The 14,614-nt window shown below is 71.0% G+C and carries 16 protein-coding genes; 9 read left to right on the forward strand and 7 right to left on the reverse strand.

Features of this window, described 5'->3' with window-relative positions:
* Window position 1 precedes the first annotated feature (1 nt).
* Window positions 2-610, reverse strand: coding sequence for a pyridoxal-phosphate dependent enzyme (locus STRNI_RS36090; protein ID WP_381278899.1), 609 nt, complete (start codon window positions 608-610; stop codon window positions 2-4).
* Between STRNI_RS36090 and STRNI_RS36095 the strand changes: the two genes are divergently transcribed.
* Window positions 494-2,086, forward strand: a complete 1,593-nt coding sequence (locus tag STRNI_RS36095; RefSeq protein ID WP_420911231.1) for an ABC transporter ATP-binding protein — start codon at window positions 494-496, stop codon at window positions 2,084-2,086. The two genes, STRNI_RS36090 and STRNI_RS36095, sit on opposite strands and share 117 nt — an antisense overlap.
* A 118-nt stretch (window positions 2,087-2,204) precedes the next feature.
* Here the strand turns inward: STRNI_RS36095 and STRNI_RS36100 are convergent, their stop codons facing one another.
* The 4 genes from STRNI_RS36100 to STRNI_RS36115 all read right to left on the reverse strand — a co-directional run bounded on the left by STRNI_RS36100 (window position 2,205) and on the right by STRNI_RS36115 (window position 5,960).
* The gene (locus STRNI_RS36100; protein WP_277412738.1) at window positions 2,205-3,662 is read right to left on the reverse strand and encodes a SulP family inorganic anion transporter; all 1,458 of its coding nucleotides are present in this window, start codon (window positions 3,660-3,662) and stop codon (window positions 2,205-2,207) included.
* A gap of 73 nt (window positions 3,663-3,735) precedes the next feature.
* On the reverse strand, window positions 3,736-4,329 hold the full coding sequence (locus STRNI_RS36105; protein WP_018091647.1) for a carbonic anhydrase: 594 nt from the start codon (window positions 4,327-4,329) through the stop codon (window positions 3,736-3,738).
* Window positions 4,330-5,065: 736 nt separating this feature from the next.
* Entirely contained in the window at window positions 5,066-5,530 is a 465-nt protein-coding gene (locus STRNI_RS36110) for a GNAT family N-acetyltransferase (protein ID WP_277412739.1), read from the reverse strand.
* A 76-nt stretch (window positions 5,531-5,606) separates the two neighbouring features.
* On the reverse strand, window positions 5,607-5,960 hold the full coding sequence (locus STRNI_RS36115; RefSeq protein WP_277412740.1) for an NHL repeat-containing protein: 354 nt from the start codon (window positions 5,958-5,960) through the stop codon (window positions 5,607-5,609).
* Window positions 5,961-6,318: 358 nt separating this feature from the next.
* Between STRNI_RS36115 and STRNI_RS36120 the strand changes: the two genes are divergently transcribed.
* The 7 genes from STRNI_RS36120 (at window position 6,319) to STRNI_RS36150 (ending at window position 11,877) form a co-directional block, all read left to right on the forward strand.
* Window positions 6,319-7,143, forward strand: a complete 825-nt coding sequence (locus STRNI_RS36120) for a HipA family kinase (protein WP_277412741.1) — start codon at window positions 6,319-6,321, stop codon at window positions 7,141-7,143.
* On the forward strand, window positions 7,104-7,535 hold the full coding sequence (locus tag STRNI_RS36125) for a DUF3037 domain-containing protein (RefSeq protein ID WP_229838365.1): 432 nt from the start codon (window positions 7,104-7,106) through the stop codon (window positions 7,533-7,535). Before STRNI_RS36120 ends, STRNI_RS36125 begins: the two co-directional genes overlap by 40 nt.
* A 251-nt stretch (window positions 7,536-7,786) precedes the next feature.
* Window positions 7,787-8,548, forward strand: coding sequence for a 3-oxoacyl-ACP reductase FabG (gene fabG, locus STRNI_RS36130; protein ID WP_277412742.1), 762 nt, complete (start codon window positions 7,787-7,789; stop codon window positions 8,546-8,548).
* A 29-nt stretch (window positions 8,549-8,577) separates the two neighbouring features.
* Window positions 8,578-9,348, forward strand: coding sequence for an SDR family oxidoreductase (locus STRNI_RS36135; RefSeq protein WP_159490916.1), 771 nt, complete (start codon window positions 8,578-8,580; stop codon window positions 9,346-9,348).
* 123 nt (window positions 9,349-9,471) lie between these two features.
* Window positions 9,472-10,437 carry an aldo/keto reductase gene (locus tag STRNI_RS36140; RefSeq protein ID WP_277412743.1) on the forward strand — a complete coding sequence of 322 codons (966 nt, stop codon included), beginning with the start codon at window positions 9,472-9,474 and terminating at the stop codon, window positions 10,435-10,437.
* A 111-nt stretch (window positions 10,438-10,548) separates the two neighbouring features.
* A complete protein-coding gene (locus tag STRNI_RS36145) occupies window positions 10,549-11,217 on the forward strand; it encodes a uracil-DNA glycosylase (protein ID WP_037742653.1) in 669 nt (222 codons plus the stop codon).
* Between the two features lie 123 nt (window positions 11,218-11,340).
* A complete protein-coding gene (locus tag STRNI_RS36150; protein ID WP_274740380.1) occupies window positions 11,341-11,877 on the forward strand; it encodes a hypothetical protein in 537 nt (178 codons plus the stop codon).
* 40 nt (window positions 11,878-11,917) lie between these two features.
* Here the strand turns inward: STRNI_RS36150 and STRNI_RS36155 are convergent, their stop codons facing one another.
* Window positions 11,918-12,040, reverse strand: a complete 123-nt coding sequence (locus STRNI_RS36155) for a hypothetical protein (RefSeq protein WP_277412744.1) — start codon at window positions 12,038-12,040, stop codon at window positions 11,918-11,920.
* A gap of 130 nt (window positions 12,041-12,170) precedes the next feature.
* On the opposite strand from STRNI_RS36155, the gene STRNI_RS36160 reads away from it, so the two are divergent.
* The gene (locus STRNI_RS36160; protein WP_018091657.1) at window positions 12,171-13,079 is read left to right on the forward strand and encodes a Gfo/Idh/MocA family protein; all 909 of its coding nucleotides are present in this window, start codon (window positions 12,171-12,173) and stop codon (window positions 13,077-13,079) included.
* Here the strand turns inward: STRNI_RS36160 and lnt are convergent.
* Window positions 13,048-14,580 (reverse strand): apolipoprotein N-acyltransferase, encoded by a 1,533-nt coding sequence (lnt, locus tag STRNI_RS36165; RefSeq protein WP_277412745.1) that lies wholly within the window; start codon window positions 14,578-14,580, stop codon window positions 13,048-13,050. The two genes, STRNI_RS36160 and lnt, sit on opposite strands and share 32 nt — an antisense overlap.
* Between the last annotated feature and the right edge of the window lie 34 nt (window positions 14,581-14,614).

Genomic DNA, 14,614 nt, shown 5'->3' on the forward strand with positions numbered 1-14,614 from the left:
GCTATCGGTTCCTCCGGAGCTTGGTGAGGAGCTCTTCGATCTCTCGCTCCGTTGTGGGGGCGAGGAGACCACGGGCGCGCATCCACTCGTCGTTGAAGACGGTGTCCAGGTACTTCTCGCCGCCGTCATTGATGAGGGCGACCATGGTGGTGCCGGGCGGCAGCGAGGCCAGCCGGGACAGGGCCACGTGGACGACTCCGCCTGCGGAGCCGCCGATCAGCAGCCCGGTGCGGGCGACGGCGCGACAGGTCGCGAACGCCTCGACGTCGCCGACCTTGACCCCTTCGTCGATGAGGTCGAAGTCGACCAGGGCGCCGATCTCCGCTCCCTCGGGGGTGCCGGTGCCGGACTGGTAGTAGTCGTGGGCGGGCCCGCCGAACGCGATCGACCCCTTGGGTTCGACACCGATGGTGCGGAACGACGGTATGAGGGTGCGCAGTTCGCGGGCGGTGCCGCAGAGGGCGCCCCCTGTGCCGACCGCGCCGATGAGGACATGGAGCCGGCCGTCGAGGGCCTCGTTCAGTTCGTGGGCGACGGGGAAGTAGCCGACGCCGTTGCTGGGGTTGTTGTGCTGCTCGGTGAAGACGGTGTTGTCCTGGCTGCGGGCCAGGTTCTCGGCGAGCTCACGGACCTCACGATCGCCGCCCCGGACGGCCGTCTGCTCCTGGACGGCGGCAGCCTGGAGGTCCGCCCCGGCCGTATCACCGCTCTCACCGGCCCCTCCGGCTGCGGCAAGACCACCCTGTTGCGCGCCGTGGCCGGCGTCCTGCCGCCCGGGACCCGGCTCACGGCCGGCCGCATCGAAGTCCTCGGCCGGGACGTGCCGGCGCTGGACGCCACCGCACTGCGCACCCTGCGCCGCCACCGTCTCGCCTACGTCGGCCAGGACCCGGGCTCAGGTCTCAATCCCCGGATGACGGTCCGCCGCCTCCTCACCGAAGTCGCCGCGGACCGCAGCCCTCAGGCACTGCGCGACCTGATCGCCGAGGTCCAACTCCCCACTGAGGGAGGTCTCTTGGGGCGCCGCCCAGGAGCGCTCTCCGGTGGCCAGCAGCGCCGCGTCGCCCTCGCCAGGGCACTGGCCCGCCGTCCCGCCGCACTGCTCCTCGACGAGCCGACCGCCGGTCTCGACCCGGAGCTGCGCCACGAGATCGCCGAACTCCTGCGCCACCTCGCGGACCGTCACCAGCTCGCCATCGCACTGTCCTGCCACGACGCGGACCTGGTCTCCCGGCTGGCCGACGACGTCGTGGACCTCTCCCGCGGCGCGCCCGCACCGCCACCCCTGCCACACACCACCGACCGGCCGCTCCCCACCGGCGCACCCACGCTCACCGTCTCCGGTCTGTACGCGGCCTTCGGACGACGCGGCCGCCGCACCCCCGTCCTTCACGACATCGGCCTCGCCGTGCCCGCCGGCTCCAGTACGGGCATCGTCGGAGCCTCCGGCTCGGGCAAGACGACCCTGGTCCGCGCCGTCGTCGGACTCCACCGCCCCACCAGCGGTGCCGTCACCCTCGACGGAGTACGTCTCGCCCCCACCGCCCAGGGCCGCACCCGCGAACAGCGCCGACGCCTCCAACTCGTGCCCCAGGACCCGCTGGGCACCCTCAACCCGAGCCGCACGGTCGGCGCGACCCTCGGCCGTCCGCTGCGTCTGCACCGGCGCGCCACCCCCGACCAGGCCCCGACCCGCGTCCTGGAACTCCTCGAACAGGTCGGCCTCCCCGCTCGCTTCGCCGACCGCTACCCCCACGAACTCTCCGGCGGCCAGCGCCAGCGCGTCTCCATCGCCCGCGCGCTCGCGGCGGACCCCGACGTGCTGGTCTGCGACGAAGTCACCTCCGCCCTCGATGCCGTTACGGCCTCCTCGATCATGGACCTGCTGGATGACCTGCGCGACCGCCGCGGCCTCGTCCTGGTCCTCATCAGCCACGACCTCCGCCTCATGGCAAGCAGAACCGACTCCCTCCTCGTCCTCTCCGCGGGCCGAGCCGTCGAATCCGGCCCCACTCCGCAGATCTTCACCTCCCCGGCCCACCCGGTGACCGCAGCATTGGTGGCGGGCGCGGCCCAGCCCGCATGAAGCGCAAGGGCCCGTGCCCCTCGCCCGGCGTCGGGCGAGGGGCACAGGCAGCAGTGAGCTTTACGCGTCCCTTGGGAGGCTGAGTCGTCCTCAGGTCGCGTGCGGAATGAATGGCTGGTCAGACTTTTGCGAGTGCCCCGATGGTGGTTCCCCGCTGTAGTGCCCAGTTCTCCAGTGTGATGCGGCAGGCGTGGTCGAGGTGGCGGAGTTCGGAGAGGTCGAGTTCGACGGGCTTGTCGTGCGGGAGTGCTTCGAGGGTTTCGAGCATGCGGGGCAGGCGGAGGAAGGTGGCGGATCCGGTGAGGGTGACAAGGAGCCGGCCGTCGGTTGTTTCGTGGGTGTCGAGCTGGATGTGGGACGTTTCCCAGGCGCTTTTGATCACGGCGAGGCCGATGCCGAGGAGAACGCCTTCGAACATGTTCGTGGTGATGATGGCGATCGCGGTGACGGCGAGGACGAGCGCTTCGCCGCGGTGCGTGCGCCACAGGGGCAGGAGGTCCTTGACCGGGACGAGCTTGCAGCCGGCATGGACCAGGACCCCGGCGAGCGCGGCCAACGGGATGACGCCGATCGCGGCCGGAAGGAGGGCGGCGAACAGCACGAGCCACAGTCCGTGCAGGATGCGGGAGAGCTTCGTCTTGGCTCCGGCCTGGACGTTGGCCGAGCTACGGACGATGACCGCGGTCAGCGGCAGCGCGCCGAGGACTCCGCAGATGGCGTTGCCCACGCCCTGGGCCATCAGTTCCTTGTCGAAGTCGGTTCGCGGACCGTCGTGCATGCGGTCGACGGCGGCGGCGCTGAAGAGGCTCTCGGCCGAGGCGATGAGGGCGAAGGCGAGGACCGTACCGAGGGCGGCGAGGCTGCCCAGCGAGGCGAAGTCGGACATCCCCGGCGGCTGTATCGCCGAGAGGAGCCCTTGGACCTCGACGCGGGGTACGGACCAGCCGGCCACCGTGGTCGCCACGGTGGCCAGGGCGACCGCGGCAAGCGGTGCGGGGAGCAGCTGGGCCTGAGCCGGGAGCTTCTTCCACAGCACGAGGACGGCGATGGTGCCGGCCCCGATGGCGAACGCGGTCAGGGCTTGGCTTGAGGTGGCGATCTCGGTGACCAGGTGCGGCACTCCCAGGATCTTGTCGATCCCGGAGCGCGGCTGCTCGACCCCGGCCATGGTGTAGAGCTGGCCGAAGATCAGAACGAGTCCGATGCCGGCGAGCATGCCCTGGACGACCGCGACCGTGATCGCGCGGAAGAATCGCCCGAACTTCATTGCACCCAGGGCGAGTTGAACCAGTCCGGCGAGCAGGACGACGGCTCCGAGAACACCGAGGCCGAATTCCTGGACGGCCTCGAAGACCAGGACGGTCAGGCCGGCGGCCGGGCCGCTGACCTGGAGGCTGCTGCCGGGAAGAAAGCCGACGACCAGGCCGCCGACTATGCCGGTGATCAGGCCGAGTTCGGCGGGCACACCGGAGGCCACGGCCACTCCCACGCACAGGGGCAGGGCGACCAGGAAGACGACGAGGGAGGCCAGGACATCACGCCGCAGATGGGCGGGGTTTTTGAGGGGGGAGAGCATCAGTGGACTTCCTCGCACAGCGGAAGCGGAAGGGTGGAGGTACTGGGTGGCCCGTGGGGCGGGCGGATGCGGGTCACAGCGACAGGAAGGCCTTCTCGTCCGGCCCGTATGCCTTGACCGCTCCGGTGTGCACCTCGTAGTACCAGGCGTGCACGTTCAACGTGCCCTCCTCGACCCGTTCTGCGATGCAGGGATGAGTGTGCAGTCGCTCCAGCTGGGCGACCGCGTGGAGCTGGACCGCCTCCGCAACGTCGGGGGAGAGGGGCGTGGTCGTCTCGGGCTGGGCGGCCGCGTGCTCCAGCCAGCCCTGTACGGCGGGCAGGGAGGAGAGATCGCCCCCGCTGACCAGCGCGTTGACCGCCCCGCAGTGGGAGTGTCCGCACACGACGATGTCGCGGACGCCGAGTACCCGCACCGCGTACTCGATGGTGGCGGTCTCCGCGGCGGGGCGGTCGCTGCTGTACTCGGGCACGATGTTGCCCGCCGTCCGCAGCTCGAACAGTTCACCTGGGCGTGCGCCCGTGATCAGTGACGGCACCACGCGCGAGTCGGAGCACGTGATGAACAGGACCTCGGGGCTCTGCCCGGCCTCCAGGGCGCTGAATTCCTCAGCGCGCTCCGCCACATGCGTCGTAAAGGATCGTGCGTTGTCAACCAGGGACTTCATGGTGGCCTTTCTCCTGCGCTCACGAGCGTGCTCGCGAGCGCGGTGTGTTCAGGTCATCAGTGGAAGGAACGTGTTCCGGTCTGCCTCAAGGCGGCAGCCGGTGATTCCGCGTCATCGTCGACGCGAAATGAAGAGGTGATCCGAGACGGAAGGACGCCCGCGCCTACAGTGCGGAGCACCTCGCCACCGCATGGCGGCGGGAGCGGGAACGTCTGCGGTCCGGGAGCGACCATGCCGACCAGTGGCCGCATGAGCAGGGGATCCGCCGCCACTCCATCAGCACATCTCCCCCGAATATCGCGGCCGTTTGCCAGAGCACAGGCGCGCCACTGCGTCAGCACGTCAGGTGGTCCGCTTGACCATCACGCGAACACCTCTTTGCATGGACATTACCTCATGGCCAGGGGTCAAGTCACGGTCAAATCACGGTAATGCGCTGTCCCGCACGGCCAATTGGCGCATTTCCCATTGCGATGCGCTAAGGCGTACGCCCCGTGGGTGGAGCGCGAGCCGGAGAGCGCTCCCACCATCGCCCCGACTCCCGGCCGCCGGGCCAGATGGGCTGTGTCCCGCAGGAGTGTGCCGTCGTGCGCCTCGTGCACGGTGACGTTGGATTCGGCCTTGTGCGGGGCCGACGCGGTCGGCGTTCCGGCGATCTCCGCCACCTCGAAGAGCCGTGCCGACGGGATCGTCCGGCAAGGGTAATTCGTCTACACCCGCGCCGGTCCTCCAGCAGTCACGGGTGCGTCGTCCCGGTCTGCCGCCCGCAGAGGTAGAACAGCTCGGGGTCGCCCTCATCGAGGCCGTGGAGCAGGCCGACCGGGCTCCACCCGGCTCGTTGGAGCAGCCGCTGCATCGGCTGGTTGGAGACGTTGGTCGAGGTGAACAGTTTCAGGGTCGTGCACGAGGCCGCCACGGCGGACAGCAACCGATGGCCAACGCCTCTGCCGCGGGCGGAGGGCGCCACCATCAACATCGTCACGAAGCCATGTCCGAAGAACGTGTACTCAACCACGCAGTAGCCGAGTGGGCCGGACGCACCCTCCGTCACGACCGCCAGGCCCTGCCGGCACCACCTTCGGATACTCGCCCGCCGTTCCTCGTCACCCTCGACCGCGACCGTGTCGATCCCCGCCAGCCCGTCGGCCTCCGACTCACGCGCCCGGCGCACAACGAACTCACCGCGGTCTGCTGCATCCATGTGGCCATGCTGTCAGCTCGCATCGGAAGCCCGCCCTACACCTGATCCCTATCGCGGACCAGGTCGTCCGTACGGCTCAGGAGGCTGGTGTGGGGGTGGGACAGCCGGTGGTGATGGAGCCGACGATGTCGACGGCCAGTTCGCTGAACCACATGGAGCCGTCCGGGCCGGAAATGATGCGGTGGCCGACCGGGGCGGTGGTGGGCAGTGTGTAGCGGCTGGTGGTCGGGTCCGGGCGGACGCGGTCGATCAGTCCGGGCTGGTTGTACTGGACCCACAGGTTGCCGAAGCAGTCGAAGGCCAGCCCGGCCAGCTTGGCGCCCTCGACGTTGGTGCGGTGCGGTGATGCGGCCGGTGGCGGGGTCGAGTTCGGCGTAGGCGGCGCCGGCCTCCTCGGTGAACCACATGTGGCCGTGCCGGCCGGCAGCAAGGGCTACGGGGCGGCTGTCAGGGGTGGGGGTGGCGTATTCGCGAACTCCTCCGTCGCAGCAGGCGGATGCCCTGGAGCGTCGGGGAGCGCAGCGAAGCCACGGACATCCACACACCCAGGAGCCGAGCCCACCCCACCAGAATCCCGAGAAATGTCTGGAATGCCAGTTCCTGGTTGAGGCTAACTCGGCATGTGACGGATCGCCTGTCGGCGTACACGTGAATGTGCATGGCCGCGTACGGATGGTCTGAATCCTCCCCGGATTCTCTCCAGGGCTGATTGCGGCGGATTCCCCGGCTTGTGGGCGTCTGGATTTAATCGTTAATTGTAAGGTCGCTGGGTCGGATAGCTTGGGAAAATGCTGACTGAAGTCATCGCGACCCGCTATGTCACGCCCTTGCGTGAGGGTGGATCGCTCCCGGGGATCGTCGAGGCCGACGATCTCGGTACATACATCATGAAGTTCACCGGTGCCGGGCAAGGGCGGAAGACGCTCATTGCCGAGATCATCTGTGGGCAGCTGGGGCGTCGGCTCGGGCTGCGGGTGCCGGATCTGGTGCGGATGCAGCTCGATCCCGTCATCGGGCTGAGCGAGCCCGACCAGGAGGTCCAGGAGCTGCTGAAGGCCAGTGGCGGGCTCAATCTGGGCATGGATTACCTCCCCGGATCGCTGGGCTTCGATCCGCTCGGCTTCGAGGTGAGTGCCCGGCAGGCGGGCCGTGTGGTGTGGTTCGACGCGCTGATCAACAATGTCGACCGGTCCTGGCGCAATCCCAATCTGCTGGTGTGGCACGGCGAGCTGTGGCTGATCGACCATGGCGCGGCGATGATCTGGCACCACAACTGGCCCACCGCGGAGAAGGCTTCGGTCCGTCCGTACAACGCCTCCGACCATGTCCTCGCCACCTTCGGGCCGGATATCGCGTCGGCGGCCGACGAGTTCGCACCACAGATCACCGAAGAGCTGCTGACCGGGATCGCGGCGGATGTCCCGGACGAGTGGCTGGCCGACGAGCCCGGCTTCGACTCCCCGGATGCCCTGCGGCAGGCGTATGTGAACACTCTGCTGGCCCGGGCACGGACGATCAGCGATCACATCGCTCTCGGGGAGCCCACCAAGGACAAGCCCTCGCAGGCACCGGAATGGCTGGCGGGAAAGCCGCCGCGGAGGGCAGTGAAGTGACCGGTCTGCACAACGGGCGGGATGTTTTCGAGTACGCCCTGCTGAAGGTCGTGCCCCGGGTCGAGCGCGGCGAGATGATCAATGCCGGGGTGGTCGTGTACTGCCGTGCCCGGCGCTTCGTGGAGGCCAGGACCCATCTGGACGAAGCCCGGCTGCTGGCCCTTGACCCCACGGTCGACGTGGCCGGTGTACGGGCCGCGCTCGGCGCCGTCGAGGGCATCTGCCAGGGCGGTGAGCGGGCCGGGCAGGCGGCGGGGGACGACGCGGGACGTCGCTTCCGCTGGCTGATCGCACCGCGCAGCACCATCGTGCAGCCGGGACCGGTGCACACCGGCCTGACCGTCGATCCCGCCGCCGAGGCCGAGCGGCTGGTGGAGTTGCTGGTGCGCTGAGGTCACCGGATCGCTGTGCGGGGCGCCCGGCGCCGCCTTCGGGCGGGGCCGGGCGCTCTGTTGTGGGACGCCCGTGCGCCGGGGCCCGGCCGGTCTCACAGGTGAGGTGGGCAACGGCGCGGTGGTGGGGCGTTGACAGCGGGTTGCCGGGCTTCTAGCGTCAGCCCTGCTCAGGCTACTAAGCGGTTGCTCACCCACGGGATCGGTGCGGCGGACCGCTTGTCGAGGTTTCGAGGGTGAGGAGAACCCGCATGTCCACCACCGAGCAGCGCGTCGCCATTGTCACGGGCGCGGCCCGCGGTATCGGCGCGGCCACCGCCGTACGCCTGGCCGCCGAGGGCCGCGCCGTCGCCGTACTCGACCTCGACGAGGCGGCCTGCAAGGACACCGTCGAGAAGATCACCAAGGCCGGTGGCAAGGCCATCGCGGTCGGCTGTGACGTCTCGGACGCGGAGCAGGTCGAGACGGCGGTCGCCCGGGTCGTCGCCGAGCTCGGTGCGCCGACCGTCCTCGTCAACAACGCCGGTGTGCTCCGCGACAACCTGCTCTTCAAGATGAGCGAGAGCGACTGGGACACCGTCATGAACGTGCATCTGCGCGGTGCGTTCCTGATGTCCCGCGCCTGCCAGAAGCACATGGTGGACGCCAAGTTCGGGCGGATCGTCAACCTCTCCTCCAGCTCGGCGCTCGGCAACCGCGGGCAGGTCAACTACTCGGCGGCCAAGGCCGGTCTGCAGGGCTTCACCAAGACCCTCGCCTTCGAACTCGGCAAGTTCGGCGTCACCGCCAACGCCGTCGCCCCCGGCTTCATCGTCACCGACATGACGGCCGCCACCGCAGAGCGCGTCGGTATGGGCTTCGAGGAGTTCCAGGCCGCGGCCGCCACCCAGATCCCGGTCCAGCGCGTGGGCCGGCCCGACGACATCGCCAACGCGATCGCCTTCTTCGCCGGCGACGCGGCCGGCTTTGTCTCCGGCCAGGTCATGTACGTCGCCGGCGGCCCGCTCAACTGACCGCCCCACCGACCTCAGGAGTTCTGGACATGACCGAGCACGACAACGGGCTCCCCGAGCCCACCGGCAAGGTGGCGCTGGTCACCGGCGCCAGCCGCGGTATCGGCTACGGCATCGCCGAGGCCCTGGTGGCCCGTGGCGACCGGGTCGTCATCACCGGCCGCAACGAGGACGCCCTCAAGGAGGCCGCCGAGAAGCTGGGCGCCGACCGGGTGCTCGGCGTCGCCGGCAAGGCACATGACGAGGCCCACCAGGCGGTCGCCGTCGAGCGCGCGATGGAGGCCTTCGGCCGCGTCGACTACCTCGTCAACAACGCCGGAACGAACCCGGTGTTCGGCCCCATCGCCGACCTGGACCTGGGTGTGGCGCGCAAGGTGTTCGAGACCAATGTCGTCTCGGCGCTCGGCTTCGCGCAGCGCACCTGGCACGCCTGGCAGAAGGACAACGGCGGCGCCATCGTCAACATCACCTCGATCGCCGGCCTCGCGCCCTCGCCCTTCATCGGCGCGTACGGCATGAGCAAGGCCGCGATGGTGAATCTGACGCTGCAGCTCGCCCACGAATTCGCGCCGGGCGTGCGGGTCAACTCCATTGCGCCCGCGGTGGTCAAGACCAAGTTCGCGGCCGCGCTCTACGAGAACCGCGAGGAGGAGGCGGCGGCCGGCTACCCGTTGGCGCGGCTCGGCGTCCCGGAGGACATCGGCGGGGCCGCGGCCTTCCTGCTGTCCGACGCCTCGGGCTGGATCACCGGCCAGACGCTGGTCGTCGACGGCGGTCTGTTCCTCAACGCCGGGGCCTGACGGCACCGGGCGGGCCCTGAGCGGCCTTGCCCTGGTGTGCGCTCCAAGAGGCAGAGTCCGTGGTGCCGGTCCTCATCAGGGCCGGCACCACACCCGTCAGCGGACCTGTCAGGGAGACATGCCATGCACTACCGCACGCTCGGCGGCGATCAGGGGCCCCGCATCAGCGCGATGTGCCTGGGGACGCTGCCGTTCGGCACCACCGTCGACGAGGCGACCTCCTTCGCCGTGCTGGACCGCTTCGCCGAGGCCGGCGGCACCTTCGTCGACACCGCGAACCACTTCGCCTTCTGGGCCCCCGGCGCCACCGGCGACGAGAGCGAGCTCCTGCTCGGCCGCTGGCTGCGCAGCCGGCGCGCGGCCGGCCGTACGGTCCTGGCCACCAAGGTCGGCGCCCGGCCGGACCCGGCCCGTGGTGCCGCACGGTCCGCTCATGCCGAGGGCCTTGGCGGGCCGGCCGTCCGCGCCGGGATCGAGGGCAGCCTGCGCCGCCTGGGCACCGACCGGGTGGATCTCTACTACGCGCACCTGGAGGACCGCAGCGTCCCCCTGGACGAGACCGTCGAGGCGCTGGCCCGTCTCGTCCAGGACGGCACCGTGGGCACCCTCGGGGCCGGGAACCACCGGACCTGGCGGCTCGCGGAAGCCCGGCTCATCGCCGCCGGGCGCGGGCTGCCCGGCTTCCGCGCCGTACAGCAGCGGCACACCTACCTGCGCCCGCGCCGGGGTCTGCCGTCCGACCTGCGGGGGGAGGCCGACGAGGAGCTCCTCGACTACGCGGCGGCACACCCCGACCTGACGCCGACCGGGTATGGGACGCTGATGGGGGGCGCCTACTCCCGGGCGGACAGACCGCTTCCGGAGCGCTACGACCATCCCGGCTCGGTGGCCCGGCTGCGGGTGCTGGCGGAGGTCGCGGCGGAGTGCGGGGCCACCGTGAACCAGGTGGTGCTGGCGTGGCTGATGGGCGGCCCGGTGCCGGTGGTGCCGGTGCTCGGGGTGAGCTCGGTGGCGCAGCTGGACGAATGCCTGGCGGCGCTCGCTCTGCGGCTGGACCCGGTCCAGCGCGCCCGGCTCGACACCGCCTGAGGGGGCAGGCCCGGGCCCGATCGGCCCGCGGACGGCGTTGTCAGTGGTCGCCGGTAGGTTCTTCAACTGAGAACGCATCGCACACCGGAGGTTGTTGACGTGGTGACCGACATGCTGCCCGAGTCCTGGCGCGGGGTCCTCGGCGAGGAGTTGGAGAAGCCCTATTTCAAGGAGCTGACCGACTTCGTCGAGGAGGAGCGGGCCAACGGTCCGGTCTATCCGCCCCGCGAGCAGGTCTTCGCGGCGCTGGAGGCGACGCCCTACGACCAGGTGAAGGTGCTCATCCTGGGCCAGGACCCGTATCACGGTGCGGGGCAGGGCCACGGCCTGTGCTTCTCCGTGCAGCCCGGCGTCAAGACGCCGCCGTCGCTGCGGAACATCTACAAGGAGATGAAGGAGGAGCTGGGCCACCCGATTCCGGACAACGGATATCTGATGCCCTGGGCCCAGCAGGGTGTGCTGTTGCTGAACGCCGTCCTGACGGTCCGCGAGGCCGAGGCCAATTCACACAAGGGCAAGGGGTGGGAGAAGGTCACCGACGCGGTGATCCGTGCGGTGGCCTCCCGGCCCGACCCGGCGGTCTTCGTGCTGTGGGGGAACTACGCCAAGAAGAAGCTGCCGCTGATCGACGAGGAGCGGCATGCCGTGGTGCAGGGGGCACACCCCTCCCCGCTGTCGGCGAAGAAGTTCTTCGGCTCCCGCCCCTTCACCCAGATCAACGCGGCGGTCGCCGCGCAGGGCCATGCCCCGATCGACTGGCGCATCCCTGACCTGGGCTGAGCCGGCGGGCGCGGCCGGCGGGCCCGGCCACCCGGTGCGTCGCGCACACCGCGCGCAGCTCCCTTCCGGCGGTTAGCGTCGAGGGAACGGCAGCGCGGTGTGAGCGGATACGGGAGTGCAGTGGTGGAAACGCGGCGGGAGGCGACGCCCGAGGACGGGGTGCTCACCCGGATCGGCCAGGCGATCATGCTGCATCGCGCCGGCGACCGGGAAGAGGCCCGCAACCGTCTCTCGGCGCTGTGGTACGAGATCGGGCCGCATGGAGACGCCTTCCACCGCTGCACCCTCGCCCACTACATGGCCGACACCCAGGACGACCCCCGGGACGAACTCGACTGGGATCTGCGGGCCCTGGAGGCGGCCGAGGGCTTTGTCACCGAGCGGCCCGCGGGCACCGCCGCCACACCGGGGGAGTCCCGGGTCGCCGACGGCCCCGGCCCCCGCCACCCCCTCATCGCGCTCCGGGCGTTCTTCCCGTCCCTGCATCTCAATATCGCGGCCGATTACGCCGCCCTCGACCGGCCGGCCGACGCCCGCGCCCAGCTGCGGCGGGCGCGGGCATCGGTCAACGCCCTCGCCGACGGCGAATACCGCCAGGGCCTCAGGGACGCGATCGACCGGCTGCAACTGCGCCTCGACGGGGCCGCGGGCACGCCATAGCGGCACGGAACGACGTCACCGCCAGCGGCAGGGAACGACGTCACCGCCCCAGCATCCCGTCGAGCAGCGCCGGCGAGAGCGCCTCGGCGACCGCCGCCTGCACATCGCCGGGCCCCCGCCCCCTTCCGCCGGGGCCCCGGGCATCTCGCGCGGGTGTCAGCACCGACGCCTCCCGTGACACCGGATCCGGCCCTGCGGACCATGGACGGGATCGCCGACGGGTGGCCGCCGACCGGCACGTATGCTTCCCGCACGCAGGGCACCACCAGCGCGGCACAACCCAGGGAGCACGAGTGAAGGTCGGCTGCATCGGACTCGGCGACATCGCCCAGAAGGCGTACCTCCCCGTCCTGGGCACACAACCGGGGCTCGAACTGCATCTGCACACCCGCACCCCGGCCACCCTGCAGCGGGTCGGCGCCACCCACCGGCTGCCCGCGGCACAGCTCCACCCCGACCTGGACTCGCTGCTCGCCACGGGCCTGGACGCCGCCTTCGTGCACGCCGCCACCTCCGCCCACCCCGAGATCGTGACCCGGCTGATCGAGGCCGGCGTACCGACCTATGTCGACAAGCCGATCGCCTACGAGCTGGAGGCGTCCCAGCGCATCGTCGCGCTCGCCGAGGAGCGGGGAGTGGGCCTCACCGTCGGCTTCAACCGCCGCTTCGCGCCCGCCTACGCCCAGTGCCGTGAGCACGCCCGCGATCTGATCCTGATGCAGAAGAACCGCATCGGCCTGCCCGAGGACCCGCGCACCCTGGTGCTGGACGACTTCATCCATGTCGTCGACACCCTGCGGTTCCTCGTCCCCGGGGAGGTCGACCACATCGATGTGCGGGCCAGGATCCGGGAGGGGCTGATGCAGCATGTGGTGTTGCAGTTGTCCGGCGACGGGTTCACCGCCGTCGGGACGATGAACCGTCTCAGCGGCTCCACGGAGGAGATCCTCGACGTCTCCGGGCAGGACACCAAGCGCCAGGTCGTCAATCTCGCCGAGGTCATCGACCACAAGGGGCAGCCGAGCGTCCGGCGTCGCGGCGACTGGGTGCCGGTCGCCCGTCAGCGCGGTATCGAGCAGATCGTGCTGGCGTTCCTGGACGACGTACGGGCCGGCCGGCAGCCGTCCGCCCGGGACGCGCTGCGCACCCATGAACTCTGCGAACGGGTGGTCACCGACGCGCTGGCGCAGACCGCCTGCTGAGCGCCCGCAGCCCCGCATACCCGCCGGCGAGCACCAGCGCGCCCATCGCCCCGTACACCGCCCAGTCGCCGAACCGGGTGTACGGGCTGGTGCCCTCGGCCAACGGCAGGTCGTAGACGGCCGCCGTGCTGCGGTCGGTGCCGAGCCGCTCGCCGATCTGCTCGCCCCGCGGGCCGTACACGGCACTGATGCCGGTGAGGGTGGCGTGCACCATCGGCCGCCAGGTCTCCGCGGCGCGCAGCGCGGCCAGCGAGGCGTGCTGCGCGGGCGCCCAACTGCCCTGGAAGGTCGAGGTCGAGGACTGGGCGACCAGCACCTGTGCACCGTCGCGCACCAGATGGCGGCTCATGTCGGGAAAGGCGCTCTCGAAGCACACCAGTGGCCCGACGCGCAGTCCGCCCGCGGTGGCGACCGGAATCACCACCGGGGCGGTGCCGCGCAGCCGGTCCGTCGGGGCGGCCTTGCCCACCCGGGTCGCCCAGCCGAGGAGGGACCGGAACGGGATGTACTCGCCGAAGGGCACCAGCCGCATCTTGGCGTAGCGGTCCCCGGTCGGCCCGTCCGGCCCGATCAGCACCGCGCTCTTGGAGATGCCCGGCCGGCCGGCGTGCGCGGAGTCGGCGTTGATCAGCAGCTCGGCGCCGGTCCGCCGGGAGAGCGCGGCGAGGCGTTCGGCGAGCGCCGGGTGGTCCGCCGGGTCCTGGGAGAGGCTGCTCTCGCCCCAGACGACCAGCCGCACCCCGCGGCCCGCCAGCGACCGGGTGAGCGTTTCGCTCCGGGCCAGCCGTTCCGCCGGGGTGCCGGTCAGGTTGGGCTGGACGACGGCGATCCGTACCGTGCCGGCGGCGCGGGGGACCGGCGCCCAGAACCAGACCGCGGTGACCGCCAGCGCGCACACCAGCAGCCCCGCGACGGCGGGCAGCCGTGCCGCCGGGCGGGCGATCAGCTCGGCCAGTGCGGTGTTCACCGCCACGATCAGCAGGCTGACCAGCCACACCCCGCCGATCGACGCCAGCCGCAGCGCGGGCGGCACCTGCCACTGGCCGGCGCCCAGCAGCCCCCACGGGCCACCCAAGTACTCCCAGGACCGCACCAGTTCGACCATCAGCCAGGCCGAGGGCACCAGCACCAGCGCGGCGGCGCACCGGGCGGCGCCGGGCGCACCGCCCAGCAGCGCACGCACCAGCAGCCCCCAGGGCGCCCACAGCGCGCCGAGCAGCAGGGCCAGCACGAGGATGAAGATGTGCAGGCTCGGCAGCAGCCACTGGTGGACGGCGAGTATGAAGCCGGTGCCGCCCAGCCAGCCGTCCAGCGCCGCCCGCCCGTAGGTCGGCGCCGTCCGTACCAGCAGCAGCCAGGGCACCAGGCAGGCATACGCCAGCCACCACCAGGAGGGGGCGGGGAAGGTGAGGGCCGGCACCGCACCGGCGAGCGCGGCGGCCAGGCCCCGCGCCCAGGGGGAGCCGAGCCACCGCGCCTGCTGGCCGAGCGGTCTGTCCATGCCGGGCTCCCTGGTGCCGGTTTTCGCCGGTCGG

The sequence above is a fragment of the Streptomyces nigrescens genome (assembly GCF_027626975.1).
Classification (GTDB): domain Bacteria; phylum Actinomycetota; class Actinomycetes; order Streptomycetales; family Streptomycetaceae; genus Streptomyces; species Streptomyces nigrescens.